Source organism: Marinilactibacillus sp. 15R (assembly GCF_001895285.1).
In the GTDB taxonomy this organism is placed as follows: domain Bacteria; phylum Bacillota; class Bacilli; order Lactobacillales; family Carnobacteriaceae_A; genus Marinilactibacillus; species Marinilactibacillus piezotolerans.
Genome location: NZ_CP017761.1, coordinates 2303535 through 2328859, shown reverse-complemented (window position 1 = coordinate 2328859; position 25325 = coordinate 2303535). Strand labels below are relative to the sequence as shown.

Below are 25325 nucleotides of genomic sequence, written 5' to 3'. Positions count from 1 at the left end.
AGGAAATTGATTAGATGAAAGTTGTTATTACTCCGAGAGGTTTTGCAAATTATGGAGAAAAAGCTTTAAAACAGTTTGATGCAAATGGGATTGATGTGGATTTCAATCAGACAGGTTTGCCTTATTCAGCTGACGTGTTACTAGAGAAATCAAAAGATGCAGATGGACTAATTGTTGGAGTGGATACAATAGATAAAGACTTTTTAGATGCATGTCCAAATCTAAAAGTGATTTGTAAGTTTGGGGTAGGAACCGACAATATTGATCTTGAATATGCTGCTGAAAAAAATATTTTTATAGGAAAAACACTTGGCACAAATACAAATGCAGTTGCGGAACATGTTCTTTCATTAATGTTCATGGATGCAAAAAATCTTTTTTCTTCAGCTAAACAAGTAAAGGAAGGAAACTGGATAAAAGAGACGGGAAGAGAATTAAAAGGGAAAACATTGGGAATAATAGGATTTGGAGCAATTGGTCAACGCCTTGCAAAGCAAGTCAGTGGATTAGGTATGGAAGTACTTGTATATGATGTGATAGAAATTGATAAAAAAATTAAAGAAGAAAGTAAGGTTAAAGAAGTATCCTATGATGAAATTCTTCAAGATAGTGACTATCTTTCCTTACATGTTCCGCTAAATTCTTCTACTAAAAATTTAATTTCAGGTTACGAGCTTAAAAAAATGAAATCTACTGCCTGTTTAGTCAATAGTGCACGAGGTGGAGTCGTTAATGAAGAAGCCCTATTAAATGCGTTAAAGAACGGTATAATTCGTTCTGCTATGTTTGACGTATTTAGCCAGGAGCCTCCAGTAGAAAATATAGAATTACTAAAGTTAGATCAATTTATTTTGACACCCCACACTGCTTCAAGAACTGAAGAATCCGAACAACGGACTTGTCACTTGGCAACTAGTATTGTAATGGAAAAACTTTTAGTAGGTGGCGATGAAAAATGACCCCGATAAATATACTTGTAGCTAGTCATGGACATTTTGCTGAAGAACTAGTGACTTCTGCTGAAATGATTATAGGAAAAGTTGAGCGAGTAGAAGTTATCTCTTTATTACCAGAAATGTCATTTGATGATTTTCTGAAGACAGCTGAATCTATACTGAAACGGAATGATGGAAAAACAATAGCTTTAGTTGACTTGTTTGGGGGAACCCCTTCTAATGTACTAACGGCTCTAACAAAAAAATACAATCTTGAAGTAATTACGGGGGCTAGTCTGTGTATATTCATTGATCTTTACATGAAGGTTTCAGGGGAACAAGAAATAAATATTGAAGAATTAGTAGATGAAACTATTAAGATAGCTAATGAAGGAACTGTTCATACAAATAAGAAATTAGATTAAAAAGTGAATAATAGAGTGATTTTCTAATCGTTCTGAAAGGATGAAAAAAATGATTCAAGGAATGATAACCCCTATGGTCACACCTTTTTGTAGGGATAATAATCAAACAATAAATTATGAAGCTACCGATCAGTTAATAGATCGTTTAATTGATAAAGGTATAGATGGCTTATTCTTACTGGGTAGCAACGGAGAATTTCATGTTTTAACTGAAAATGAAAAACTGCAGTTTGTAGAACATGTAACAAAAAAGGTTAATAAAAGAGTACCTGTTTATGTGGGAACAGGTAGCTGTTCATTACATGAAAGCATTAGATTATCCAAAAAAATGGAATTGCTTGGAGTTGATGCACTTTCTGTTCTTGCTCCTTACTTCTTCGAACCTACTGAAGAAGAATTGTATTACTATTTTTCAAGTATTGCAAATAGTGTAGAGATACCAATCATTTTATATAATATTCCAAAAACAGTTGGATATAAACTATCACCTGAACTTGTTGAAAAACTTTCAAGTATTAAAAATGTGAGAGGTATCAAAGACAGTAGTGGTAATTTAGAATTATTTGAAAGCTATATAAATGCTACTAAGAATACTGATACTGTTGTATTAATAGGATCAGATTCTAAAATTGCACAGGCTTATGCGTTAGGTGCTAAAGGAGCTGTAGCAGGAACCAGTAATTTATTAACTGATCAATTAGTTGGCTTTAATCATGCTCTAAAGTACCACGAAGTAGATAAAATAAGTGGTTACCAGCAAGCGATTGAAGAGTTGAGAAAAATTTTGAAATTAGGAACTGTTCCTTCAGCCTTAAAACGGTCTATTGAATTAGCTGGAATCGCTGAGGTAGGCCCAGCAAGATATCCAACGTTAGAATTGTCAGAGGAAGCAGATAAAGAAATTCAAGAAATGTTGAAAAAAATAGGTATAAATAAAGAAAGATAGAGTAACACTTACTCAAAAAAAGAAATGGAAAACTAAAATGGTAACGCTCAAAAGTAAAAAGCAACATAGAAACGCTCAAAAATAAAATGAAGGAGTAAAGAGATGCTACAGAAATTTATTGATACAGTTGATAGTGAAGTAAATAAATTGCTTTATGATTCGCTTCCGGTTTCTGCCCTCAAGTATGCAGCTAAACTTATACAATCAGCAGAAAAAAAAGGAAATAGAGTCCATGTTATGGGAATTGGAAAACCATCTTATGTTGCGGGATATTGTGCTTCTTTATTATCTTCAACAGGAACTCCAACTTATAAATTAGATGGAACGGAAGCAGTCCACGGATCAAGTGGACAAGTCGTTCCTGGAGATATCGTTATTGCTATTTCAAATAGTGGTGAAACAAAAGAGTTACTTTATTCGGTTGAAACTGTGAAATCTAATGGAGCTAAAGTCATTGGTTTATCAAAGAACATTATGACTTCCTTAAGTCGTTTGTCGGAAGTTGCGCTTGTATCAGAGGTTATAGATGAAGGAGATGATTTAAACAAACCACCTCGGGCTTCAATATTAAATCAAATAATTGTTTTACAATGTTTGTCTGTATTATTACAAGAAGCAAAGGAACTTGATATGGAAAGTTATCTAAAATGGCACCCTGGAGGAACAATTGGAGAAAATAGAATAGGAAAAGAAGGAGTATAAAAATGAAAAAATCAGAAGTCACGAAGCGGTTACACGACACAGGTGCCCTTGCTATAGTCCGTACGCATTCAATTGAAAGAGCAACTGAAATAGCTACGGGGTGTATAAATGGGGGCGTACCAGCAATGGAGCTTAGCTATACACTAAATAATGCAGGAGATATTATTAGTCAGTTACAAGAACGCTTTGGAGAAACTCTTTGTATAGGAGCAGGTACAGTACTCGATTCAGAAACAGCGAGGCATGCGATCATGAGTGGAGCAGAGTTTATTATCGCTCCAAATTTCAATAAAGATGTTGCAAAAATTTGTAATCGATATCAAATTCCTTACGCACCTGGGTGTACAACTTTTACAGAAGCAATAGAAGCATTAAGTTATGGAGCAGCATTTATTAAAGCATTTCCAATATCCGATTTCTACGGTAGTAAATTATCTCAAGTTTTTAAAACACCATTTCCAGATATGCCAATACTAGCAAGTGGTGGTATTAATTTAGAAAATTTTAGTATTTGGATTGAACTCGGAACAGACATATGTGGTTTTGGATCCTTACTCACTAAAGGAACTACAGAAGAAATTACCCAAAACGCTAAAAAAATTCGTAACATTATTGACGAAGCAAGAAAGGAATATGAAATTCTTGAAATAGAATAATTTTATTGAGTAATCCATAATAGAATTTAAAGATTAACTATAAGGTGAAAGCTGTTGTCATTTCTGACAATAGTTTTCACCTTTAATTTATGCATGATTTTTAAAATTGATCAGTTTTGATAAATAAGAAATATATCAATCCTGAATAATTCATACTTTTTAATTGAAACCGTCTGAAACTGCCTAACGGCAGTCTGATAATTACTTTTTTATTTTCACCCCTTAAGTGATGAAAAAAGAACCCCATTCTGCTATGGTAAAGGTGACGAAACCAACCATAAGAAAGGAGTTCTTCTCATGACTAGATTACACGAAAATCAAGTTAAATTCAATTCAAATATCACTATTTCACATACTGGTGGTCGTCTATCAAGTGATTCGGGGTTAGTCCTGGTTAAAGAATTGATGAATACCTTCGGCTTTTCACAATTAGCTAAACAATGGCTCCATATCACAGATCATCGGGCTTATTTTACCCATCATAACTTAGCGATATTGGAACAGCTTATTATGCAGTTAATTGCTGGTTACTCGGCAGACTCATCAGCTAATCTATTAAGACAGGATCCAGTCTTTCAAGCTGTACTCGGTAAAAAGCAGTTGGCCTCACAATCGTCAATCTCACGGTTTCTGGATCGTTTCACCGAGGAGAACATCGATCAACTCCAAGCATTAAATCAGTCGCTGATTAATAAAGCGCGTTTGATTCGCAATGATACCGAGTTAATCATTGATGTCGATTCCACACATTCGGATACCTTTGGACGCCAAGAACAAACAGATTATAATGCCCATTATCAAACCTACGGCTATCACCCATTAGTTGCCTTTGACGGACTGACCGGAGATTTCTTAAAAGCTGAACTGCGTTCAGGCAATCAGTACACATCTAAAGGGGTAAAAGCTTTTATCGCCCCGCTGTTATACCAATACAAGAGCACGTTACCTCATACCGAGATATTGGTTCGGGGGGACAGCGGCTTCGCCACACCAGAGGTGTATGAGTCTTGTGAAGCAACTGAAAGCCAGTACGTTATCCGATTAAAGAGCAATCGGAGGTTAAGTCAGTTAGCTGAACACTCTGTTCTTTACGGGGACAATCAAGAATGGGAAAAGCGAGAAGTGCAGTATTTTTCACTACCTTATCAAGCACAATCCTGGTCGAAACCCCGTCGTGTCTGTATACGTTCCGTCCGTGAAGGAGGAGAATTGCTTTTTCATCATGCGTTTATTGTGACTAATCTATCCGACAACGTCTCGCCTGAAGTCATATTTTCTCTTTACGGCAAGCGTGGAACAATGGAAAATTTCATCAAAGAAGCGAAAGGTGGCTTTTACTTCGATAAAACAGATAGCCCGCGTTTCTTAGAAAATCATGTCAGAATGATGATCAGTGTCCTTGCATACAACCTCGTCAATTTTTTAAAAACCATTGGTTTTGATAAAGTGAACCAGGGCATGACGATCCATTCCATCCGGCTGACATTGCTTAAAGTAGCCGGTAAACTTGTTCAAACTGGGAGACAGGTCTATCTCAAACTGTCAAGCTATCATGTGTATCAAACTGAATTTTATAAGGTTTTTGAACGCCTGCGGCGATCCAAACAATGGATTTAGACTAGTTATCACACAAATTTTTAAACCGATTTTTTTCAAGGGATTCGTCTGCCCTTAAATAGACAAATTTTTTTATTATGACCTTCTTCCGTAGGCATCCTGTTCGAAAACACATTATTTTGGAAGGAAGTATCTGCCTAATTTAAAAATGGGCAATTTCTTCAAAAAAAAAAGCTTGAATTTAGATCTATGAATTATTCAGGATCAATATGAAAAAATAAAATTTACTCTTTTATATGGGCTTTCGCTTAGTATTGAATGACTATTATGAACGCTATAGATTGCCTCTGATTATTACAGAAAATGGATTGGGAACATCAGATATCCTTACTGAAGATGGAAAAGTGCATGATGACTACCGAATTGATTATCTAAGAGATCATATTGCGGCCTGTAATGATGCAATCGCTGATGGTGTTGAGCTGATAGGGTATTGTCCATGGGCGGTAATTGATATTTTAAGTTCCCATCAAGGATTTAAGAAACGGTATGGATTTATCTATGTTAATAGAGAAGATCATGACTTAAAAGACCTTGCTCGAATCAGAAAAGACAGTTTTTACTTTTACCAGAAAGTTATTGAGAATAATGGATTGACCAAATACTAAGGTAAATAATGGATTTGATAGGTATTTAACGCTCTACTGTTACTGTCATTAGAAAGAATATTTATAGTTGACAATACGCAATAAACAGTTAAAATTTGGATATCAAAAATCAAATATGTATCATTCGTTTATTTTTAAGGTATGATACGTTTTAATGAACAAGCGGTAAGCTTTTTAAAAGTTTATGCAGCCGGGCTACAGCATGTAGCAGCAGCGTGTAAAAAGACACACTGTGAGACAGTTTTTCTGTCTTGCAGTGTGTCTTTTTTTTATTGAAATCAAGAGTTTAGCTGAGGTTTTAGTCAAAATATGAGAATAAAAGCAGGAAGGAAGTTGTACAATGGTTCACTATTTATTAAAGACGAAAGCAGGACAGTTTTTATTGTAGGTACATTTTTTATTATTTTGGGCGTCACAATGATGCCATTCTCTGATTTAATGAGTAAATACTTTTTTTATAGTTCGATCTGTTTCTTAGGATATTTTGCTGCAAAAAATGCTGTATCCGTTACAATCCAAACAAGATCTCCAAATGTAGACTTATTGATGATATTAGCTGCTCTTGGAGCAGTATTGATCAATTATGAATCAGAAGGCGCCATGTTATTATTTATATTTGCTGGTGCCGAATTGTTAGAATCCTATGCTTCAGCAAAGTCCACGAAGACTATTTCAGAACTCATGTCACAAACACCAAGAACTGCACAACTTTTAAAAGAAAACGGTGAAGTGGTAGAAGTGTCTACTGAAGATTTGGCCATTGGAGATAGAATTATTGTATCAAAAGGTCAACAAGTTCCAATAGATGGCATACTTGATCGGAGTGTTCTAATAAATGAAGCGGCATTAACCGGGGAATCTATTCCGGTTAAAAAAGAAAAAGACAATGAAGCTTTAGCTGGAACAATTAATGAAGGGGATGTCTTTTACTTAAAAGTAAATAAACTAAGCAATCAAACCGTTTTTTCTAATATTATACGAATGGTAGAAGAAGCACAAAATAGACCATCTAAGATATCCAAAATTATTGATAGAATCGAATCGAAATACGTTACAGCTGTATTGATCATTGTCCCGATCTTTATATTGGCTCTTTACACATTTGGTGACTTCAACTTTCAAGAAGCCTTTTACAGAGGCATGGTCTTACTAACAGTTGCTAGTCCGTGTGCATTAGTAGCAGCAGCTACTCCGGCTACACTCAGTGCTATTAGTAATGGCGCTAAAAATGGGATCCTTTTTAAGGGTGGAACAGCTATGGAAGCATTGAATATGATGGATATTCTTTATAGCGATAAAACGGGCACACTAACATATGGCACCTTTAAAGTAACTGATTATCAACTAGAAACTGAACTTTTAAAAGAGGTTGTGTTCATGGAACAACAATCGAACCATCCGATTGCTAAAGCGATTACCACTGCATTTAAAGCGTTAGATTTATCGACTATTGACCATGACGGAAGTATTAAGGAAATTACTGGTTCAGGATTAGTAAAAGGAGATCTTATAGTTGGGAAAAAGAATCTTTTTAAAAACTATGAAGATGAATATCAGTATCTTAGCATGGATCAAAAAGGACATACCATAATTTATGTTGGAAAAAATGAAAAGGTTCTAGGTTACTTTGCTTTGGCTGATCAAGTTCGAACAGAGGCTGCTGAAGCAGTCAAAGACTTTCAAAAAGAAGGGGTTAAAGTAAGATTAATAACAGGAGATAATGAAGAAGTTGCCCAAACGGTTGCTGAAGAAGTTAATATCTCGGAATATAAAGCAAACTGTATGCCAGAAGATAAAATTAATTTCATTCAAAGAGATCAATCAATGGCAAAGACTGTCGGAATGATTGGAGATGGCATAAATGATGCACCAGCGCTGGCTAATGTTGATATTGGAATAGCTATGGGAGGCGGTTCGAGTGTGGCAATGGAATCTGCTGATATTGTCATTGTAAAAAATGATTTAACAAAACTTTTTTACAGTTATCAATTAAGTAAAAAACTTAAACAAATTATTATGCAAAACCTTATTTTTGCTATTAGCGTTATCGTTATTCTTATTGGATTTAATTTATTTGGTTTATTGGATTTGCCGGTCGGTGTTATTTTTCACGAAGGTTCCACGATATTAGTTATCTTAAATGGTCTGAGAATGTTACTTCAAAATAAAAAATCATTATTAAAATAAGAACTATTGTAGATTCAGGTAATCAAGCAAATTGAAAAATATAGTTTATTTAAACTGAGGAAATCTATAAATAATAGATAAATTTATTTAATGACGACTATGATTTTTTCATTGAAGAATATAAAAGAAGAAAAAGTAAATTTCAATACTATTTATAAAGGCAATAGTTGGCTTAATGACTATTGTTCTTTTTTGTGGGCTAACTTATTGTTAAAATACCAGTTTAAAATAATAAAAGTTCCGAATGTTAAAATGACTTAGAGAGTTTTGTCCACTGCAATGGACAACTGTCAGTGAAGCGTTTTCTTAAATGTCCGGTAAACTATAAATAACAAAGGAGGGATAGCGATGAGTTCAAAGAAAGATCGTGAACAAAAGCTATTGCTGTTTCTTTCAAAAAAACAAAGTTATATGACATCAGAAGAACTTTCTAGTCAATTAGAAATTTCTAGAAAGACAGTTTACAGAATTATAAAGGATATTAATGAAGCATTTCCTAAAGGAGATCTTATTTTATCCGAGAAAGGAAGAGTAAAAATATTATATTGAAGCAAATCAAAATAATCTAATAAAGAATCTATCAAAAATTAATAAGAGAGGTTACAGAAAAATCTATATTCAATAATTAATTGATATTATTGGATTGAATAATGTTAATATAAAAGAAATAGATACCCATTTGCTGATCAAAGCTAAAGTGTCTAGATTGAATAAAGTCAGTGAATATGCGGGAATTGAAACATAAATATTGAACAAAGAAATATGAAATTTATTTAATAATTTGAGAATTTGTGGAGTAAAAAAAAGAGTTGAAAAATAAAATTAGGTATATTGTACTATTAAATATATTCGCTTTTATAATATAAGCAATTTTATAATAGTTCCTTTTTATTAGTAGTTTTACAGGAGAAGTTGAATTAAAGTCATTTATCGACAGAACTTTAGATAATCTAAATTAGTGGTTCGCTGGATAGTAAAGTATTTGAAGAAACAGTTCAGTATTTAGTTGAGTTACTCGGATTTTCTTCATATACTTTTGAAAAGAGGAATAAAGATGATTAAGTGTTGCTATAAAGTTGCTATAAAATTAACTTCATGATAAGATAATATTATCTATATGTTGGTATAGTATAAAACTTTTAAAAGACAAGAATTTCTCAATGTAAGGGAGTACTTTGAGTGAAATCAAAACGAATTCATGAAATGGAACAATATATCAAGCAAAAAAAGCACGTATCTTTGGATGAACTATGTGAATTGTTTAAAGTATCTAAAAATACTGTTAGAAAAGATGTTAACGAGATTGTTAAATTAGATTATTATGAAAAAGTATATGGTGGAGTAGAATTTATTGAAACTTTTTTACCACCTTTTGAAGAACGAAACCAGCAAGCTCTTAATGGAAAGAAAAATATAGCTAAACGAGCTGCAGATGAAATTAAAGAAAATGATATAATTTTTATTGATTCGGGGACAACTACTCAGTTTATAACAGATTTTTTGCCAGAAGAAATTAGACTGACTATTATCACTAATAGCTTGATTGTGATTAATAAAGCAGCGCTGATGCCCAACGTTAAATTGATTATTTTTGGAGAAACTTATCATAAAAATACACATTCTTTCATTGGAGCAGTTGCAACAGACATTTTAAAAAAATATAATATTCACAAAGCTTTTATGGCTGCTTCGGCTGTTTCTATCGTTTCAGGTCTATCCAATTCTGATAACCAAGAATATGAAATCAAAAGTGCTGTAGTATCTAAATCTCGAAAAACATATGCTTTAGTCGGGTCAGAAAAAATGGGTAAGTCAGCTTTGGTAACTTATGCACATTTAGATGAAATTGATGGTATTATAACAGACCAATTTATTCCTGAAGAATATGAATTGTTTTTACGAGATTATAATATAGACTTGTTTATTTGTTAATTTTTATAAAAAAGGACTTTTCTTTAGAAAAGTCCTTTTTCAGTATGTTTATATAAGAAAAATAACATGTTTGTTAGTTTAATTTGATAAATAACAAAAAAGTAGTAACTTTATGTAATGTTTATGTTAATTTAGCTTGACATTTAGGTTTTATAACTTATACTGAATATATAATAAAGAAAAAGGTGGTGATGAAATGGTCAATAATGAAGAACAACAGAAGCTTCTTTCAAAAACATTAGACAGTGTGATTCGTAGAGAAGTTAGTTGTGTGGCAGATCATTTGAAAAATCCTAAACAAGTCTATTATCTAGCAGAAACACCGGTAAAAGAAAAAGTTGAATATTTTTTAAGGCAATATAATCCAATTAATGCAATGGAAGTAGAAGATTTATCTTTAGTAGACAAACATGACGTTCTGTTTTTTGTTATTCAGGGAGAACCAACTGTTGCCAATTTAGAAAAAGCAAAGGAATTTGAAGCTAAACTGGCAAAGTTAACTGGTATTACAGATGAAATTGAATCTTCAATAAGTTACCTAAGCAAAGATGTACTTGGAATACATGTTCCAAATTCTGAAGGTGTTGAAGAAACTACTTACAATAAAGTTTTTTTAGAAGCGCTAGAAATAGTATTAGGAATTATGAAAGAAAAAATTGCTCGTAGTTATTCTTGAGCAAAAATATGTACACGGTTAATAACGCTTAAATACTATATAAAGGAGTTGTTTTTGTGGAAATTGGAATCGGAGCTGATCATAATGCTTTCGAAGCAAAAGAAGAGTTGAAAAATTATTTAACTCAAGAGTTAGGTCATGAAGTTCGAGATTATGGTTGTTATTCAGTAGATGCGGTGGACTATCCAGGTATCGCATTTAAAGTTGGAGAAGCAATTATAAATAACGAGGTTGAAAGAGGAATCTTAATTTGCGGAACAGGTATAGGGGTAGCGATATCTGCTAATAAAATACCAGGTATTCGAGCAGCGCAAGTACATGATCCTTATTCAGCTGAAAGAGCACAGCTTAGCAATAATGCACAAATCATAACTTTTGGTGCTAAAATTATCGGAGTTGATGTTATGAAGCATCTCGTTAAAGAATATTTAAGTTTAACTTTTAAAGGTGGTAACTCAGGACGTAAGGTCGAGCAAATCATGGAAAAAGAAAAAGAAAATTATGCTACATCAGTTGACAATTTTAAAAAATGCTAAAAAAGGAGTTTAAATTAATGAAATTTTTTATTGATACAGCTAACGTTGAAGAGATTCGCTATGCGAATTCATTAGGTTTATTGGACGGTGTAACGACTAACCCGACTTTAATTGCTAAAGAAGGGAGGCCGTTTGAAGAAGTCATTAAAGAAATTTGCAGTATTGTAAATGGGCCTGTCAGTGCAGAAGTTATTAGCTTAAAAGCTGATGATATGATTGATGAAGCAAGAGAGCTAGCTACGTGGTCAAAAAATGTGGTAGTTAAAATACCAATGACAATTGAAGGATTAAAAGCAGTTCATATATTATCTCAGGAAGGTATTAAAACGAACGTTACTCTGATCTTTTCAGTAGCACAAGGTTTAATGGCAGCTAAAGCAGGCGCTACTTATGTAAGCCCTTTTATGGGGAGGCTAGAAGATATTAGCAGTGACGGTCTTGGAGTAATCAGTGATTTGAAAGATATATTTGACGAATTTGGATTCGAAACAGAAATTATATCTGCTAGTATTCGAACAACTGCTCATGTAGAAAATGTTGCTAAAGTAGGTGCTCACATTGCGACTATACCAGGAAGTCAATTTAGTAAAATGGCAGCACATCCATTGACTGATAAAGGAATTGAAGGTTTCTTGAAAGATTGGGAGAACTATCAGAAAAAAATCAGTTAAACTTAGGAGGACTGGCTAATGACCCGAAAACCTAAAGTAGGAATCAGTATGAAACTATACCAGAACCTTCCTGAGCAGGCCATTGAATATGCTAAAATTATGAAAAATTTACTATTGAATGAAGATGCTGTAGAAGTATTCTATTTACCCACTGCAACTTCATTGTATCCAGTGGCGAATGAATTGAATGATTCTTCAATTCTTTATGGTTCTCAAAATATTGCACCTGAAGCTAATGGTGCATATACTGGAGAGATTTCTATAGAGGCACTTAAAGAGTTAAATTGCTCACTCGTTGAAATTGGACATTATGAAAGGCGTACGATTTTTCAAGAAAATAATAAAATGATTGCAGATAAAATTACTTTGACATTGGAATATGGATTATCTCCAATTTTATGTTTAGGAGAGGTAACTCGACAAATAGATTCAGTAAAATTAAAAAGTATTTTTTACGACGATTTAAATGAGTGTTTAGCTGCCTCAAAGAAAAATTTATACAGTAGTTTAATAATTGCGTATGAACCATTTTGGGCAATAGGTAAGGAAAAAGCGGCAGATGCAGATTATGTGCACCGCTCACACCAATTGATTAGAGAATGCCTAACAGAACTACTTGATGAGACGACTGCAGAATTGATTACAATCATATATGGTGGTTCTGTTAGCAAAAATAATGCATATCAATTAACTCAGCATAAGGATGTGGACGGTTTATTTGTTGGTAGATTCGGACATGATCCAAATCAGCTCTTATCGATTGTGGATGAAGTGAAGCGAGCAAAGAAATATTAAATAAAGTATTAAGATTTTTTGAAAAATGTATTTGGAAAATAGTAAGTTTAATTAATAAATAAGTATACTGGAGGATATAACTTGATTGGTATAATTTTAGTTTCTCATAGCAAAAAAATTACAGACGGCATAAAAGAAATGATTGATGAAATGATTGGAACTTCTGAAAGTGTAAAAATCAAATCATGTGGTGGGACAGAAGATGGTCGCTTAGGAACCAATAGTCTTGAAATTTTAAAATGTATTGAGCAATTTAAAGAAGCAGAATATATCCTTATTTTTTCGGATATTGGAAGCGCTGTATTAAGTGCTGAAACAGCACTTGATTTAATAGAAGCAGAAACATTAAAAACAAAAATTCAACTTGTAGATGCTCCATTAGTTGAAGGTGCATTTGCGGCTGCTGTGAGAGCATCTATTAATTCTTCATTGAATGAAATTTTAGTTGAAGTTGCTAATTGTTAAAATAAACTTGATTGTAACATTAATATTATAGGAGGTTTTTTAAATGGGTAGATTAATTAATGATGGGTATGACGTAGTGGAAGAAATGTTGGAAGGGTATACAAAAGTACATTCTGACTACGTACGGTTTTCCGAAGAATCTGATCGAGTGATAGTTAGTAAAGTTATGAGTGAAGAACCTAGAGTACGTATCATTTTAGGTGGAGGTGCAGGACATGAACCAATGTTTTTAGGATATGTTGGAAAAGATTTTGCGGATGCAGCGGTAATTGGTAATGTTAATACTTCTCCTTCCCCTGAGCCTTGTTATATTTCAGTCAAAGAAGTAGATAGTGGAAAAGGATGTTTATACTTATATGGAAATTATGCAGGAGATGTATTAAATTTTGACATGGGTGCTGAAATGGCTGCTGACGAGGGGATACGTGTCGAGAGCGTTAGTGTAAAAGATGATGTATATTCATCTACTAATTTTGAAGATAGAAGAGGGGTAGCAGGTGATTTAATTGTATTCAAAACTGCTGCTGCTGCTGCTGCAAAAGGATATGATTTAGACAAAGTTGTTCAGCTGACTGAAAAAGCTAATAGAAATACTTTTTCATTAGGAGTTGCGCTATCTTCAGCAACGTTACCGGTAACGGGAGAAGCAATTTTTGAAATGAACGAAGGTGACATGGAGGTTGGAATGGGGCTTCATGGTGAACCAGGGATAGAGCGAAAAAAACTTAAACCAGCTAATGAAGTAATTGATGAGATTCTTAATCATTTACTAGAACGTTCTCCAATCAAAGAGGGGGATGAAACACTTGTGATGATAAATGGGTTAGGATCGCTTCCTTTAATGGATCAATATATATGTTATCGACGTGTTGATCAAGTACTTGAAGAAAAAGGGATTATTATTGATCGATCATTAGTAGGTAACTATGCTACTTCAATGGATATGATTGGGATGTCTGTCACACTAGTAAAACTGGATAATGAATTAAGAGAATTATTGGCTGCATCTTGTGATACACCATACTTCAAACAATAAAAGTATGCTGATTTTGGGTACGGCTTTAATCGTTTATTTGTATTGACTAAGAGGAGGGATTATTATGGTAGTTACTTTATCAAAAGATTACTTTGTGGAAAGCATCAAAAAGATAGCCGAGATGATTGAAAAAGAACGGAATTATCTAACTAAATTGGACTCTGATATTGGTGATGGAGATCATGGAATCAATTTAAGTATTGGTTTTCGAGAAGTTACTAAAAGATTAAGTGAACTTAATGAAAACACTGAAGACATTAGTTCTTTTCTAAAGAAAGTTGGTATGACTTTACTTGGTAAAGTAGGAGGAGCATCTGGGCCGTTATATGGTAGTTTTTTTATGAAAATGGGCACTGATGTAAAAGGAAAAGAAGTTGTTACTTTTGAAGAGTTTATTAAGATGATTGATAACGGAGTAGCAGCTGTTGAAATGCGAGGAAAAGCACAAGTGGGAGATAAAACTATGATTGATTCTTTGCGTCCAGGAGCAGACTATTTGAAAGAATCAGATCCAAATGGTAGAGAACTGGAAATATTCAAAGAATTTATAGAAGTTTTAAAACAAGGTGCAAAAAATACAGATCCCCTAATAGCAAAAAAAGGTCGTTCTCTTAGATTGGGTGAACGTGCTATTGGTCATCGGGATCCAGGAGCAGAATCATCATACTTAATTTTCAAAGCATTTTACGAATCTTTTCAAGATAGTGATGAAAAAAATAGAATCAAGAATGGAGAGAGTATGAGATGAAATTTTTTAGAGCAATAATCGGATATTTTATCGCTGGTTTGCTGGTAATGAGTATATGGAATGGTCTGGTAGATTCTTATGGAATAGCGGGAGGATATATGGCAGCAATAATAATAATTGGTCCTATGTATTATTTGAATCATTATATCGGACTAATTGATATTCCGGAGGATCACGCGTTTGTAGATATGGCTTTCGGAATTGGTGTTGCAGGAATCTTCCGCGATATTTTCATGAACGGATTTGAAGCATTTACTAGTACAATTCCAACACTATCACTTGTTATCATTGGTGCTATTATCGGAGGTATTGCTGCAGGGCTTATTGAAGAAAATATGGAAAAAGAGCAGGATAAAAAACATGCTTTTAAACCAGCTGACGAAACACCAGGACCAAAGTATGATGGTTCAGAATCTAATCTAAAGTAATTGAAAATCTCAAATATGAATTTAATAAGGAGGAAAAATAATGACAACTGGGCAAGCTATTGCAACGATGGTAGGGGGATTCTTATTTCCGTTCATGATTAGATTATCTTGGGGCAAGCTAGTTGATGATTTTGGTCCGATAGGTGGTTGGATGGCTGCTGCTTTTATCGTGGGTACGGTATGGACTATAAATCATGGAATAAATAATCCTATGATTACTCAATCTGAAAATGGTGCTTGGATTGATATGGCAGTTGCAGCAGCAGTTGGAGTTTATGTGGCTTCGATTGTTCGTGGGGGAAAAGTTAAACCTTCAATGAGAAATATTAGTGCAGGATTATCTGGAGGAGTACTAGCTGGATTGGTATTATCTTTTTTCTTATGACGAATTTCTATTTTAATTTTATAGAACACACTTTCCATATTGTTATGATGATAAGTGAAATGCAAAAAAATTTAGAAAGATTATTTTAAAAAGTTCCTAATACGTGGTTTATTGAGGAAACTAGAAAAATCAGTGATCTTCCAATGTCTGTGCATTTGATGGTAACTGATCCAAGTTTCTGGGTTCAGCAACTAGTTGATTTGAAATATGAATGGATCTGCATGCATGCAGAAGTGCTAGATGGGCTGGCTTTTCGTTTGATTGATCAGATTCATGATGCGGGATTAAAGGCTGGAATCGTACTAAATCCTGAAACGCCCATTGAAACAATTTTCCCCTATATTGATTTATTGGATAAAATTACAATTATGACAGTTGATCCTGGATTTGCTGGGCAGAGATTCATTGACGGTACGTTAGATAAAATCGTTGATTTGAAAAAGCTTAGAGAAGAAAAGGGATATAAATACGTTATTGAAATGGACGGTTCTTCTAATAGAAAAACTTTCAAAATAATCGATGCAGCCGGTCCAGATATCTATATCGTTGGGCGAAGCGGATTATTTGGACTTACTGAACAAATCGATACCTCTTGGGAGACTATGGTCAAAGATTATGAAGAAACAACAGAAAAGAAACTTATTAATGAATAATATAGAATCATAAATTTGCTTTGGAGGTAATGTAGTTGTTTGACAAAATAGATGAACTTGGGGTAAATACGCTCCGGACTCTAAGTATTGATGCAGTTCAGAAAGCAAATTCTGGACATCCAGGATTACCAATGGGCGCTGCACCAATGGCTTATACTTTATGGACACGTCACTTAAAAGTGAATCCGAAGAACTCAAAATGGTTTGATCGCGATCGGTTCATACTATCTGCTGGTCACGGATCAGCATTACTGTACAGTTTATTACATTTATCTGGATATGATGTCTCTATTGATGATGTGAAAAATTTCCGTCAATTGGGGAGTAAAACGCCTGGACATCCAGAAGTGCATATAACAGATGGAGTGGAAGCAACAACCGGTCCACTAGGTCAGGGTATTGCGAATGCTGTTGGATTTGCAATGGCTGAAGCACACTTAGGAGCTATATATAATAAAGAAAGTCATAACATTGTTGATCACTACACGTATGCGCTCTGTGGTGATGGAGATTTGCAAGAAGGCGTTTCTCAAGAAGCTGCTTCTCTTGCTGGTCATTTGAAATTAGGTAAACTAATCGTTTTATATGATTCCAATGATATCCAGTTAGACGGACCTATTGAAAAGGCATTTACAGAAAATGTCGGTAAGCGATTTGAGGCTTATAACTGGGAGCATATCCGAGTAGAAGATGGAAATGATCTTGAAAGTATTAATAAAGCAATTGAACAGGCAAAAGAAAACAAAGATCAGCCAACTTTGATCGAAGTTAAGACGGTAATTGGATATGGAGCAGAAAACGCAGGAACGTCTGCTGTTCACGGTGCACCTCTTGGAGCTGAAAGTATTACGGCTACTAAAAAAGCATATCTTTGGGAAGGGGAAGACTTCTACGTTCCTGAGTCTGTACAACAACGTTTTTCAGAACGGATGATTGAAAAAGGACAACAATTTGAAGAAGACTGGAATAAACGGATAGACTCTTATAAAGCCAAACATACTGAATTGGCTGCTTCCTTTACTGATATGATGGATGGTTCCCTTCCAGAAAACTGGCAGGAAAATCTTCCTGTATATTTAGAACAGGATGGAGCGAAAGCTACACGAGCTTCCAGTGGAGAAGTATTAAACGCTATAGCAAAAGCTGTACCAAATTTTTGGGGCGGATCTGCTGATTTATCCGGATCTAACAAAACAATGATCAGTAATCAGAACGATTTCTCTGCAGACCAGTACGATGGTCGAAATATCTGGTATGGTGTGAGAGAATTTGCAATGGCTGCAGCATTGAATGGGATTTTATTGCATGGTGGAACGAAATCATACGTTAGTACATTCTTTGTTTTTTCTGATTATTTACGTCCGGCAGTTCGGTTAGCTGCTCTTTCAGAAATCCCTGCAATTTATGTCATGACACATGACTCTATTGCGGTTGGAGAAGATGGACCGACTCATGAACCTGTTGAGCAACTATCAAGCTATCGTGGTATGCATAACTTGTCAGTGATTCGTCCGGCTGACGGAAATGAAGTAGCGGCTGCTTGGGAAATTGCAGTAGAATCAACTAAAACGCCTACTATGCTGGTATTGACTCGTCAGGACCTTCCAGTCTTGCCGAATACAAACAAACTAGCTCGCGAAAGCGTGAAAAAAGGAGCCTATGTCATCTCTCCATCTGAAAGCGAGAAACCGACTGGTATTCTAATTGCAACTGGATCTGAAGTCTCTTTAGCAATCGAGGCACAGAAACAATTGAAAGCAAATGGTGAAGACGTTTCAGTTGTATCCATGCCAAGTATGGATTTATTCGAAATGCAATCAAACGACTATAAAGAATCTGTCCTTCCAGCAATTGTTACAAATCGAGTAGCTATTGAAATGGGCTCCTCATTCGGTTGGGACCGTTACACTGGAATGAAAGGTGCGAAAGTGACCATAGATAAATTCGGTCAGAGCGGGGAAGGAAACGCAATCGTTGAAGCATATGGATTTACAACTGATAATATTGTGAAAGTATACAATGGGTTAAACTAATCTATTTTTGTATATAAGAGGTCTGAAACTGTACTAAATGCTTAAGATAAAAAATTGGAAACTAATTATTATAGAATAATTAAAGAACGAAAAGCGAGTAGACTTGTACATTAGTACAAATCTACTCGCTTTTATTTTTTTGAAAATCCTTATTTAAGTATTTTATAAAACCTAAGTTTTTTTATGCATCTTGATTCTCCTAAGTTATGCTAGAGGATCCAGAATGTTTCCATCATGAGGGGCAGATAATCTAATATCAAATTTAAATGAAGATAGTTTTGCGGCTGCTTAAACTCATTATATAAGGAGACACCCATTAATTAATTATACTATCACTTGATTAATTTACTTGAAATTATAACTTTTATATTAATTAGTTTAATAGATTCTTATTACGCCAGATCCTCAAGGAGGAAAGCAATATAGAGATAAACGTAGTCATTTAGAACTTTAGGATTAAGACCAGTATATTGAGTTATTTTATTTAATTTATATTGAAATGAATTTTTATGGATATATAGTTTTTCTGCGCTTCTATTTATACTTTTATTCATTTCTCCATAAGTAAGGAGTATTTTTTTTAATTCTTCATATTCCTTTGAAGGAATCGATTGAAGAATTTTATTTTTTATGAGTGAAATACGTTTCTTATCTATAGAGGTTAATAATAACCCTAAGTCCAAGTCACTGAAATGAAGGTAAGGTTTCTCTTCATTTACTTTATTCCACTGTAGTGCATTTGATGCATATTCAAAAGATTGATTTGCAGTAGTTAAGGATTGACTTACTGGCCCAACACCAAAGTAAAAAGGAACGTCAAAATGAGAAGATATTTTTTCTGATAATAATTTAAGCCACGAATTTAACTGATGTGTATTTATTTTCTGCACGAAAAGATATAGTTTATGATCGATAATAACATAAATAATTTCATCTAACTCATGAGTGTTAGTACTAATAATACGATAAACTTCTTCGTAATGAAAATTGAATATTGTTTTAAATTCTCCAATTAAACAAAAATGTGGAGTAGCATAATCATAATAGAAAACGTCGGAATAATGATTGGGAGTATCTACTAAAGGTGGGTTTAGTATCCGAGTGATAATATATCGTGAACGATCGTGCTTTTTCAAGTTTACATCTTTTATAAAATCTTCTTTAATTAATATTTCAGTCATTTTTTTTATGATTGATCCATTTTTTTCTACTTTACATCGTTCTCCAGTAATTCCTACAACCCCAATGACTTTTCCATCTAATGCAATAGGTGATTATTACGCGCTTATAGACCCGCCTATTCGCAAGAATGAGTCTCTCAATATCCATTACAAGTCCACTTGTTCGTGCTTAGAGTCCACTAAATAGCCACGCTCGGTGAAAGCGTGGCTTGTTGTGACAGGATTTAGTTAGTACTTGCTTTAGCTAACTGTTCTCGCATATTTAATTGACCTGTATCAAACCATACGGCATTATGCACGATTCTATCCATAATGGCGTCCGCATGAACACCGCCTCCTAATCTTTTATGCCAATCTGACTTTCTAAATTGTGTACAATAGATGGTGGAGCCGGAGTCGTAGCGACGTTCAATGATTTCGAAGAGAAATTTCAGGTCATCTTCTGATAAATCATCTAGTAGCCATTCATCAATAACCAGCAGGCTATAATTTGAGAATTTTGTGATGAGGTTGGTTACACCTTTAGGTTTAAGTGTCGCTTCGTCTCGCTCTATTAATAAGTCAGGCAAACGAATATAGCGTGTTCGAATTTCTCGTTTACACGCTTCTCGTCCTAAAGCGCAGGCTAAATAGGTCTTTCCTGACCCAGTGAAGCCCTGAAAAATAATGTTTCTTCGGTGATTGATATAGCTGCAGGTGGCTAATTCATTAAGTGTCTGACGATCAATATCTCGTTTGTCATAATGAATAGCAGAAACAGTTGCGTTTTGAATACGAAATTTGGATCGTTTAATTAATCCATTCACCCGTTTATTGTATTTCTCTTGATATAGATGGTCAGTACCCAGTTGAAGTCGTTCATCAAAAGACAGTTGTCGTGTATCATTGTCCATCTCTTGAATTTCTAAAGCGTCTACTAATTCACTTAAATCCATTTGACGTAATTTTCTAATCGTTTCGTTATCAATCATTCTTATCGCCTCCATAATAGTCTGATCCTCTCACGAATCCCATGGATTCTTTATAGTTGGTCTCTGCATGTTCAATCGCTTCATTATTAACAGGATTCGTTAATATTGCCTTTAGTTGACGGTATCTTGGGGAATGGACACGTTCTAAAGCTATTTGACAAGCCTTCTCTAAAGAAGCATTTGAATACTTCTTCGATAAATTGAGAACAGATAAGCACGATTGATATCCTTGTTCTTTGAGTGGTAGGTTTTCAAAGATACGCTGAATCACTTTATGGGTGAAAGGTCCAATTTTTTGTGCCCAATTTAATAGTCGTTGGTCATTCCATTCGAGTTGATTAAATTGATCTGGTAGATGTTCTGGCAAGGTTGAAAAGTTATATTCTTTATATGATGGGAATCGTTTGTGAGTCGCAATTCGTTCATTTTGATAATAAATTTCAAGAAAGTTATCTGTTACTTTTAAATCAACGCTCTTTTTGACATATTGATAGGGACAAGAGTAATTATTCTTTTGATACGTAATATGACAATCCAGTTTTACTTTTCTTCCGTAAACCCATTCTGATATTTCGTATGGAACAGAAGGCAAGGCACGCAAAAATTCCTGTTCTGACTCTTTAAAAACAAGCGAACGACTGCCTTCACGCTTTTGAAATTCTTTATTATTATAAATTTCCAATTTCTCACGAACAGCTAATTTTAGTTCTCCCATTGTTGTATATATTTCATTTCTTAATGAAGCAATAACTGCCGTTGCAATTTTACCAACCGCTCCTTCAACCGCTGCTTTCTGTTTAGGTTTTCTTACCTGAGCAGGCATAATGGCCATAACATAATGGTTTGCGAGAGCTTCATATTGTTCGTTTAAAACGATGTCACCCTCTTTGGGGTGAGTTATTACACCGGTCTTCAAATTGTCGCATATTAAACGAATTGTGGTACCGTCAAAATAGGTGAACATATTTATATGGCAACGTAGCCAGGTATCACTTTTCATATCAAGCGTTGGTTCCACATAAGTGTATTGACTATAAGGAAGAGCTCCTACAAACAGATAGACAGTGGTTATTTCACCTGTGTCTGGATTTAATAAACTCATGGTTGAACCACTCCAGTCAACTTGAATTGAGACGCCAGGTTTATGTTTCAAATGATTCGTTAAGCGATATTGATCAATGTGCTTTTGATAATCTTCGCAAAACTTAGTATATCCAACTGCAATACCGTGGGTATTCTTACACTTATCCACGTACTCTTGCCATAAGAGCTTAAGGGTCACACCTACACCTTGAAGTTCCTTATGGACTTTTTCGTAGTCAGGAAGTGTGTATAAAACTTCTGACTGATGTCGTTCAGGGAAGAATTTTCGATACACCTCATTTTCAGATAGCTCTTTTATATCTTCGTAGGAGAGATTAAATCGATCTGCTCGTTGGAAGACATCACTAACTGAACTACGTCCTACTTTCTGTGTTTTAGCAATCATGTTTCGAGAAAAACCTTGATCTCGATACTGCATCACTAACTTCACTGGAATCTTTCTGGCCATAAAAATAGCCTCCTTCATGTATTTTTTAGAAGTTTTACCTTCTAAAATTACTATACATAAAAGAGACTAGTAAGTGGACTTGATGTGCGAATTGATTGCCTTGAAGTGCAAATTCGAGCAGATAACAGAGGAGGACTTGATTCGTGAATTGGTGGACTCGGATTGGATATTGATGGACCTGTGAGCGCGAAATAATCAATAGGCATATTTATTCCATGTTTACTACCAATGTAACTTTTACTATCGTCAATAACTAGCGGTTTTTTTGTAGCTAAAACTGTTGCAGCTCCTGAATGATAATGATCAATTCTATTTTTATCGGTACTTGCTATAATAATACTTTTGCTATTCATAAAGTTGATTTCTTGTGATAGTACATTTTTAAGTTGTAAAACTATTTCCTGAGCGATATCAGAAGAAATTTCCATATTAATAACCATCCTTTTAGTTATAATAAACTGCTTTATACTAGTTTATTTGGTCTCTGTAACAAACACAAGGTAAATTAAATTGGTTTACACAATATGGAAAGCGGATTCAGAACGGAGTACTATTAAAGTTATTAAATTTGTCAGGAGGATACACATGGAAATAGAAGTATCAGCACTAGGAGCTGTTATAGGATTATTAATTGCAATAGGACTTATTTTTATCAAAACACCCCCAATATATGGATTATTGATTGGAGCATTAGCAGGAGGGTTGATAGGGGGAGCAAATCTTACGGAGACAGTTCAACTTATGATTGGTGGAGCCCAAGGGATGATGACTGCTATTTTAAGAATTTTAGCAGCGGGGATTCTGGCTGGTGTATTGATAGAATCTGGAGCCGCAGAGTCAATAGCTCGTACTATAATTGATAAAGTCGGTGAAAAACGTGCGTTATTTGCTCTAGCGTTAGCTACTTTATTACTGACGGCTGTAGGCGTATTTGTCGATATTGCCGTTATTACAGTTGCCCCAATTGCCTTGATTATTGCTAAAAATGCTTCAATCAGCAAATCAGCTATTTTATTAGCTATGATTGGTGGAGGCAAAGCGGGAAATATAATGTCACCTAATCCTAATACAATTGCTGTTTCAGAAGCATTTGGAAGTCCTTTAACTTCCGTTATGTTAGCTGGGGTTGTTCCAGGTATCGTTGCTTTATTTATGACCTATTTTATAGCAAAGCGTATATCTTCTAAAGGTATATCTGTTGTTGCGAGTGAAGTAGAATCAAATGGAGTGGAAACAAAAAATCTACCGACGTTCCTTACTGCTATTTCTGGTCCAATAATAGCGGTAGTTTTGCTATCTTTAAGACCTATAGCAGATATTATCATTGATCCAATGATTGCACTCCCATTAGGCGGGATTGCTGGGTCATTAATCATGGGTAAAATCAAAGGAATCATTGAACAGATTTCATTTGGTTTAAGTAAAATGTCTCCAGTTGCAATACTTCTAATTGGGACTGGTACAATTGCAGGAATTATTACTAACTCCACTTTAGGGGAGGTACTGATTGATGGGGTAGCAAATTTAGGGTTGCCAGTATACTTATTAGCTCCTATTTCAGGTATTGTAATGTCTGCCGCTACCGCATCTACAACCTCTGGTTCAATTGTGGCTAGTTCTGTTTTTAGCACACCATTGATTGATTCTGGAATCGGAGCTTTAGCTGGCGCAGCAATGATACATGCTGGTGCGACAGTATTAGACCATCTTCCTCATGGGAGTTTTTTTCATGCTACAGGCGGAAGTGTCCTTATGAGCTTTAAAGAACGGTTGAAACTGATTCCTTATGAATCAGCAATTGGATTAACGATTACAGTGGTTTCAGTTATTATATTTGGATTGTTGAACCTTGGATAAAATGATTAAAAATAGTATAAAGGGATGAGTATATGAAAATAGTAATTGCACCTGATTCTTTTAAAGAAAGTATGTCAGCACTGGAAGTAGCTCGAGCAATTGAAGAAGGATTTAAAGAAGTCTTACCGAATTCCGAATATGTTAAATTACCTATGGCGGATGGTGGTGAAGGCACAGTTCAATCGATTATTGATGCGACTGGTGGAACATTGAAAGAACTGACCGTAACAGGACCACTTCAAGAACCAGTCGCTGCTTTTTACGGTCTTTCTGGAGATAAAAAAATTGCGATTATTGAAATGGCTGCATCTTCAGGACTAGACAAAGTACAACCCAATAAAAGGAATCCTCTTAAAACAACATCTTTTGGCTTCGGAGAATTAATCAAAGATGCATTAGATGAAGGGGTAGAAGAAATCTTACTTGGAATTGGTGGTAGCGCAACGAACGATGGGGGTGCGGGGATGATTATGAGTTTGGGAGGGAAACTTCTCGATAAAAATAAAAATCCTATTGTACCTAATGGAGAAGGGTTAAAAGAATTATCTTATATTGACATTTCTAACATGCATTCTCGAATTAATGAAGTAAGTATTAGAGTTGCTTGCGATGTGGATAATCCACTGACAGGTGAGACAGGTGCTTCTTATATTTATGGTCCACAAAAAGGTGGAACTATAGAACAATTGAAACAATTAGATACGAATCTTTCCCATTTTGCTCAATTAATAAAAGAATCTCTTGGTAAAGATATTGAACACATTCCGGGGGCAGGTGCAGCAGGCGGATTAGGAGCTGGAATAGTGGCATTTTTAAACGGTAAACTTGAACGTGGTGGTGATTTAATAGTTGATATACTAGATCTCGAAGGAAAGATAAAAGAAGCAGATTTAGTTATAACGGGTGAAGGTGGTATTAATCATCAGACAATTTTCGGTAAAACACCTATTGCCGTTTCTCAAGTTTCAAAAAAATATGGTGTACCAACTATTGCCTTAGCCGGTTGCTTAAACAAAGGTTATGAAACTATTTATGATGAAGGAATAGATGCGGTATTTAGCATAATACCTGAATTCTCTACAATCGAAGAAGCATTGGAAAACGGATTTGAAAACCTTAAAAATACAGCAATGAATTGTGCGAGATTGATTAATATTGGAATGAAATAAAAGAATGGAAAAATCATAGAGCCTTGAAGAAAAAATATTCTCTCTACATCAGATAATCGAATTAGAATGTGCTCTATAATTAAGTTTTAAAAACGTTAGTTAACCAAATCTATTTTTCTTTTTTACTTTTTAAATAGATTAATTAATGGAATGAAATATAA

At 34.6% G+C, this 25325-nt stretch carries 25 protein-coding genes, 2 pseudogenes and 1 riboswitch; of the genes and pseudogenes, 23 read left to right on the top strand and 4 right to left on the bottom strand.

Annotated elements, in window-relative coordinates:
- Positions 1 to 14 precede the first annotated feature (14 nt).
- The 21 genes and pseudogenes from BKP56_RS11465 to tkt all read left to right on the top strand — a co-directional run bounded on the left by BKP56_RS11465 (position 15) and on the right by tkt (position 18434).
- On the top strand, positions 15 to 959 hold the full coding sequence (locus tag BKP56_RS11465; protein WP_072695201.1) for a phosphoglycerate dehydrogenase: 945 nt from the start codon (positions 15 to 17) through the stop codon (positions 957 to 959).
- A complete protein-coding gene (locus BKP56_RS11460) occupies positions 956 to 1360 on the top strand; it encodes a PTS sugar transporter subunit IIA (protein ID WP_072695200.1) in 405 nt (134 codons plus the stop codon). The genes BKP56_RS11465 and BKP56_RS11460 overlap by 4 nt, the downstream gene beginning before the upstream one ends.
- Before the next feature lie 49 nt (positions 1361 to 1409).
- Entirely contained in the window at positions 1410 to 2306 is an 897-nt protein-coding gene (locus tag BKP56_RS11455; RefSeq protein ID WP_072695199.1) for a dihydrodipicolinate synthase family protein, read from the top strand.
- A 102-nt stretch (positions 2307 to 2408) separates the two neighbouring features.
- On the top strand, positions 2409 to 3008 hold the full coding sequence (locus BKP56_RS11450; protein WP_072695198.1) for an SIS domain-containing protein: 600 nt from the start codon (positions 2409 to 2411) through the stop codon (positions 3006 to 3008).
- A gap of 2 nt (positions 3009 to 3010) precedes the next feature.
- Positions 3011 to 3664, top strand: coding sequence for a ketohydroxyglutarate aldolase (locus BKP56_RS11445; protein WP_072695197.1), 654 nt, complete (start codon positions 3011 to 3013; stop codon positions 3662 to 3664).
- Between the two features lie 297 nt (positions 3665 to 3961).
- Positions 3962 to 5281, top strand: coding sequence for an IS1380 family transposase (locus BKP56_RS11440; RefSeq protein ID WP_072695196.1), 1320 nt, complete (start codon positions 3962 to 3964; stop codon positions 5279 to 5281).
- A 239-nt stretch (positions 5282 to 5520) separates the two neighbouring features.
- Positions 5521 to 5889 (top strand): annotated as a pseudogene (locus tag BKP56_RS11435) (family 1 glycosylhydrolase); the annotation flags it as partial.
- 144 nt (positions 5890 to 6033) lie between these two features.
- Positions 6034 to 6132, top strand: a riboswitch (NiCo riboswitch).
- A gap of 97 nt (positions 6133 to 6229) precedes the next feature.
- Positions 6230 to 8076: pseudogene (locus BKP56_RS11430) on the top strand (heavy metal translocating P-type ATPase).
- 348 nt (positions 8077 to 8424) lie between these two features.
- Complete coding sequence (locus tag BKP56_RS11425; RefSeq protein ID WP_072695195.1) at positions 8425 to 8625, top strand: helix-turn-helix domain-containing protein; 201 nt, start codon at positions 8425 to 8427, stop codon at positions 8623 to 8625.
- Positions 8626 to 9255: 630 nt separating this feature from the next.
- A complete protein-coding gene (locus BKP56_RS11420) occupies positions 9256 to 10008 on the top strand; it encodes a DeoR/GlpR family DNA-binding transcription regulator (RefSeq protein ID WP_072695194.1) in 753 nt (250 codons plus the stop codon).
- Positions 10009 to 10204: 196 nt separating this feature from the next.
- Positions 10205 to 10684, top strand: coding sequence for a hypothetical protein (locus BKP56_RS11415; RefSeq protein ID WP_072695193.1), 480 nt, complete (start codon positions 10205 to 10207; stop codon positions 10682 to 10684).
- Positions 10685 to 10740: 56 nt separating this feature from the next.
- Complete coding sequence (locus BKP56_RS11410; protein WP_072695192.1) at positions 10741 to 11220, top strand: RpiB/LacA/LacB family sugar-phosphate isomerase; 480 nt, start codon at positions 10741 to 10743, stop codon at positions 11218 to 11220.
- A 17-nt stretch (positions 11221 to 11237) separates the two neighbouring features.
- Positions 11238 to 11891, top strand: a complete 654-nt coding sequence (gene fsa / locus BKP56_RS11405) for a fructose-6-phosphate aldolase (RefSeq protein ID WP_072695191.1) — start codon at positions 11238 to 11240, stop codon at positions 11889 to 11891.
- A gap of 18 nt (positions 11892 to 11909) precedes the next feature.
- On the top strand, positions 11910 to 12686 hold the full coding sequence (locus tag BKP56_RS11400; protein ID WP_072695190.1) for a triose-phosphate isomerase family protein: 777 nt from the start codon (positions 11910 to 11912) through the stop codon (positions 12684 to 12686).
- A 138-nt stretch (positions 12687 to 12824) separates the two neighbouring features.
- Positions 12825 to 13151, top strand: a complete 327-nt coding sequence (gene dhaM / locus BKP56_RS11395) for a dihydroxyacetone kinase phosphoryl donor subunit DhaM (RefSeq protein ID WP_232226972.1) — start codon at positions 12825 to 12827, stop codon at positions 13149 to 13151.
- Between the two features lie 43 nt (positions 13152 to 13194).
- Entirely contained in the window at positions 13195 to 14187 is a 993-nt protein-coding gene (locus BKP56_RS11390; RefSeq protein ID WP_072695188.1) for a dihydroxyacetone kinase subunit DhaK, read from the top strand.
- 64 nt (positions 14188 to 14251) lie between these two features.
- Complete coding sequence (gene dhaL / locus BKP56_RS11385; protein WP_072695187.1) at positions 14252 to 14935, top strand: dihydroxyacetone kinase subunit DhaL; 684 nt, start codon at positions 14252 to 14254, stop codon at positions 14933 to 14935.
- Entirely contained in the window at positions 14932 to 15363 is a 432-nt protein-coding gene (locus BKP56_RS11380; protein WP_072695186.1) for a Lin0368 family putative glycerol transporter subunit, read from the top strand. The genes dhaL and BKP56_RS11380 overlap by 4 nt, the downstream gene beginning before the upstream one ends.
- Positions 15364 to 15403: 40 nt before the next feature.
- Positions 15404 to 15748, top strand: coding sequence for a Lin0368 family putative glycerol transporter subunit (locus BKP56_RS11375; protein WP_072695185.1), 345 nt, complete (start codon positions 15404 to 15406; stop codon positions 15746 to 15748).
- A gap of 110 nt (positions 15749 to 15858) precedes the next feature.
- Positions 15859 to 16401 (top strand): allulose-6-phosphate 3-epimerase, encoded by a 543-nt coding sequence (locus BKP56_RS11370; protein ID WP_072695184.1) that lies wholly within the window; start codon positions 15859 to 15861, stop codon positions 16399 to 16401.
- A gap of 35 nt (positions 16402 to 16436) precedes the next feature.
- Complete coding sequence (gene tkt, locus BKP56_RS11365) at positions 16437 to 18434, top strand: transketolase (RefSeq protein ID WP_072695183.1); 1998 nt, start codon at positions 16437 to 16439, stop codon at positions 18432 to 18434.
- Positions 18435 to 18826: 392 nt separating this feature from the next.
- Here tkt and BKP56_RS11360 read toward each other — a convergent pair whose 3' ends face one another.
- The 4 genes from BKP56_RS11360 to BKP56_RS11345 all read right to left on the bottom strand — a co-directional run bounded on the left by BKP56_RS11360 (position 18827) and on the right by BKP56_RS11345 (position 22566).
- Entirely contained in the window at positions 18827 to 19666 is an 840-nt protein-coding gene (locus BKP56_RS11360) for a PucR family transcriptional regulator (RefSeq protein ID WP_232226971.1), read from the bottom strand.
- A 173-nt stretch (positions 19667 to 19839) separates the two neighbouring features.
- Positions 19840 to 20586, bottom strand: a complete 747-nt coding sequence (locus tag BKP56_RS11355) for an ATP-binding protein (protein ID WP_072694861.1) — start codon at positions 20584 to 20586, stop codon at positions 19840 to 19842.
- Positions 20579 to 22138: an IS21 family transposase gene (gene istA / locus BKP56_RS11350; protein ID WP_072694860.1), complete on the bottom strand. Its 1560-nt coding sequence runs from the start codon at positions 22136 to 22138 to the stop codon at positions 20579 to 20581. Before istA ends, BKP56_RS11355 begins: the two co-directional genes overlap by 8 nt.
- A gap of 50 nt (positions 22139 to 22188) precedes the next feature.
- Positions 22189 to 22566: a sugar diacid recognition domain-containing protein gene (locus BKP56_RS11345; RefSeq protein ID WP_072695181.1), complete on the bottom strand. Its 378-nt coding sequence runs from the start codon at positions 22564 to 22566 to the stop codon at positions 22189 to 22191.
- A 157-nt stretch (positions 22567 to 22723) separates the two neighbouring features.
- Between BKP56_RS11345 and BKP56_RS11340 the strand changes: the two genes are divergently transcribed.
- Together BKP56_RS11340 and BKP56_RS11335 are read left to right on the top strand one after the other, a co-directional pair.
- Positions 22724 to 23995, top strand: coding sequence for a GntP family permease (locus BKP56_RS11340; protein WP_072695180.1), 1272 nt, complete (start codon positions 22724 to 22726; stop codon positions 23993 to 23995).
- Positions 23996 to 24027: 32 nt separating this feature from the next.
- Positions 24028 to 25164: a glycerate kinase gene (locus BKP56_RS11335; RefSeq protein WP_072695179.1), complete on the top strand. Its 1137-nt coding sequence runs from the start codon at positions 24028 to 24030 to the stop codon at positions 25162 to 25164.
- The last annotated feature ends 161 nt before the right edge of the window (positions 25165 to 25325 follow it).

Bases quoted from the DNA above. Each gene is read 5' to 3' on its own strand.
- BKP56_RS11335 (WP_072695179.1), top strand. From the start codon at position 24,028: ATGAAAATAGTAATTGCACCTGATTCTTTTAAAGAAAGTATGTCAGCA.
- BKP56_RS11340 (WP_072695180.1), top strand. From the start codon at position 22,724: ATGGAAATAGAAGTATCAGCACTAGGAGCTGTTATAGGATTATTAATT.
- istA (WP_072694860.1), bottom strand. From the start codon at position 22,138: ATGGCCAGAAAGATTCCAGTGAAGTTAGTGATGCAGTATCGAGATCAA.
- BKP56_RS11455 (WP_072695199.1), top strand. From the start codon at position 1,410: ATGATTCAAGGAATGATAACCCCTATGGTCACACCTTTTTGTAGGGAT.
- BKP56_RS11425 (WP_072695195.1), top strand. From the start codon at position 8,425: ATGAGTTCAAAGAAAGATCGTGAACAAAAGCTATTGCTGTTTCTTTCA.
- dhaM (WP_232226972.1), top strand. From the start codon at position 12,825: ATGATTGATGAAATGATTGGAACTTCTGAAAGTGTAAAAATCAAATCA.
- BKP56_RS11355 (WP_072694861.1), bottom strand. From the start codon at position 20,586: ATGATTGATAACGAAACGATTAGAAAATTACGTCAAATGGATTTAAGT.
- BKP56_RS11345 (WP_072695181.1), bottom strand. From the start codon at position 22,566: ATGGAAATTTCTTCTGATATCGCTCAGGAAATAGTTTTACAACTTAAA.
- BKP56_RS11460 (WP_072695200.1), top strand. From the start codon at position 956: ATGACCCCGATAAATATACTTGTAGCTAGTCATGGACATTTTGCTGAA.
- BKP56_RS11440 (WP_072695196.1), top strand. From the start codon at position 3,962: ATGACTAGATTACACGAAAATCAAGTTAAATTCAATTCAAATATCACT.
- BKP56_RS11380 (WP_072695186.1), top strand. From the start codon at position 14,932: ATGAAATTTTTTAGAGCAATAATCGGATATTTTATCGCTGGTTTGCTG.
- BKP56_RS11415 (WP_072695193.1), top strand. From the start codon at position 10,205: ATGGTCAATAATGAAGAACAACAGAAGCTTCTTTCAAAAACATTAGAC.
- BKP56_RS11390 (WP_072695188.1), top strand. From the start codon at position 13,195: ATGGGTAGATTAATTAATGATGGGTATGACGTAGTGGAAGAAATGTTG.
- BKP56_RS11450 (WP_072695198.1), top strand. From the start codon at position 2,409: ATGCTACAGAAATTTATTGATACAGTTGATAGTGAAGTAAATAAATTG.
- BKP56_RS11375 (WP_072695185.1), top strand. From the start codon at position 15,404: ATGACAACTGGGCAAGCTATTGCAACGATGGTAGGGGGATTCTTATTT.
- BKP56_RS11400 (WP_072695190.1), top strand. From the start codon at position 11,910: ATGACCCGAAAACCTAAAGTAGGAATCAGTATGAAACTATACCAGAAC.
- fsa (WP_072695191.1), top strand. From the start codon at position 11,238: ATGAAATTTTTTATTGATACAGCTAACGTTGAAGAGATTCGCTATGCG.
- BKP56_RS11465 (WP_072695201.1), top strand. From the start codon at position 15: ATGAAAGTTGTTATTACTCCGAGAGGTTTTGCAAATTATGGAGAAAAA.
- dhaL (WP_072695187.1), top strand. From the start codon at position 14,252: ATGGTAGTTACTTTATCAAAAGATTACTTTGTGGAAAGCATCAAAAAG.
- BKP56_RS11445 (WP_072695197.1), top strand. From the start codon at position 3,011: ATGAAAAAATCAGAAGTCACGAAGCGGTTACACGACACAGGTGCCCTT.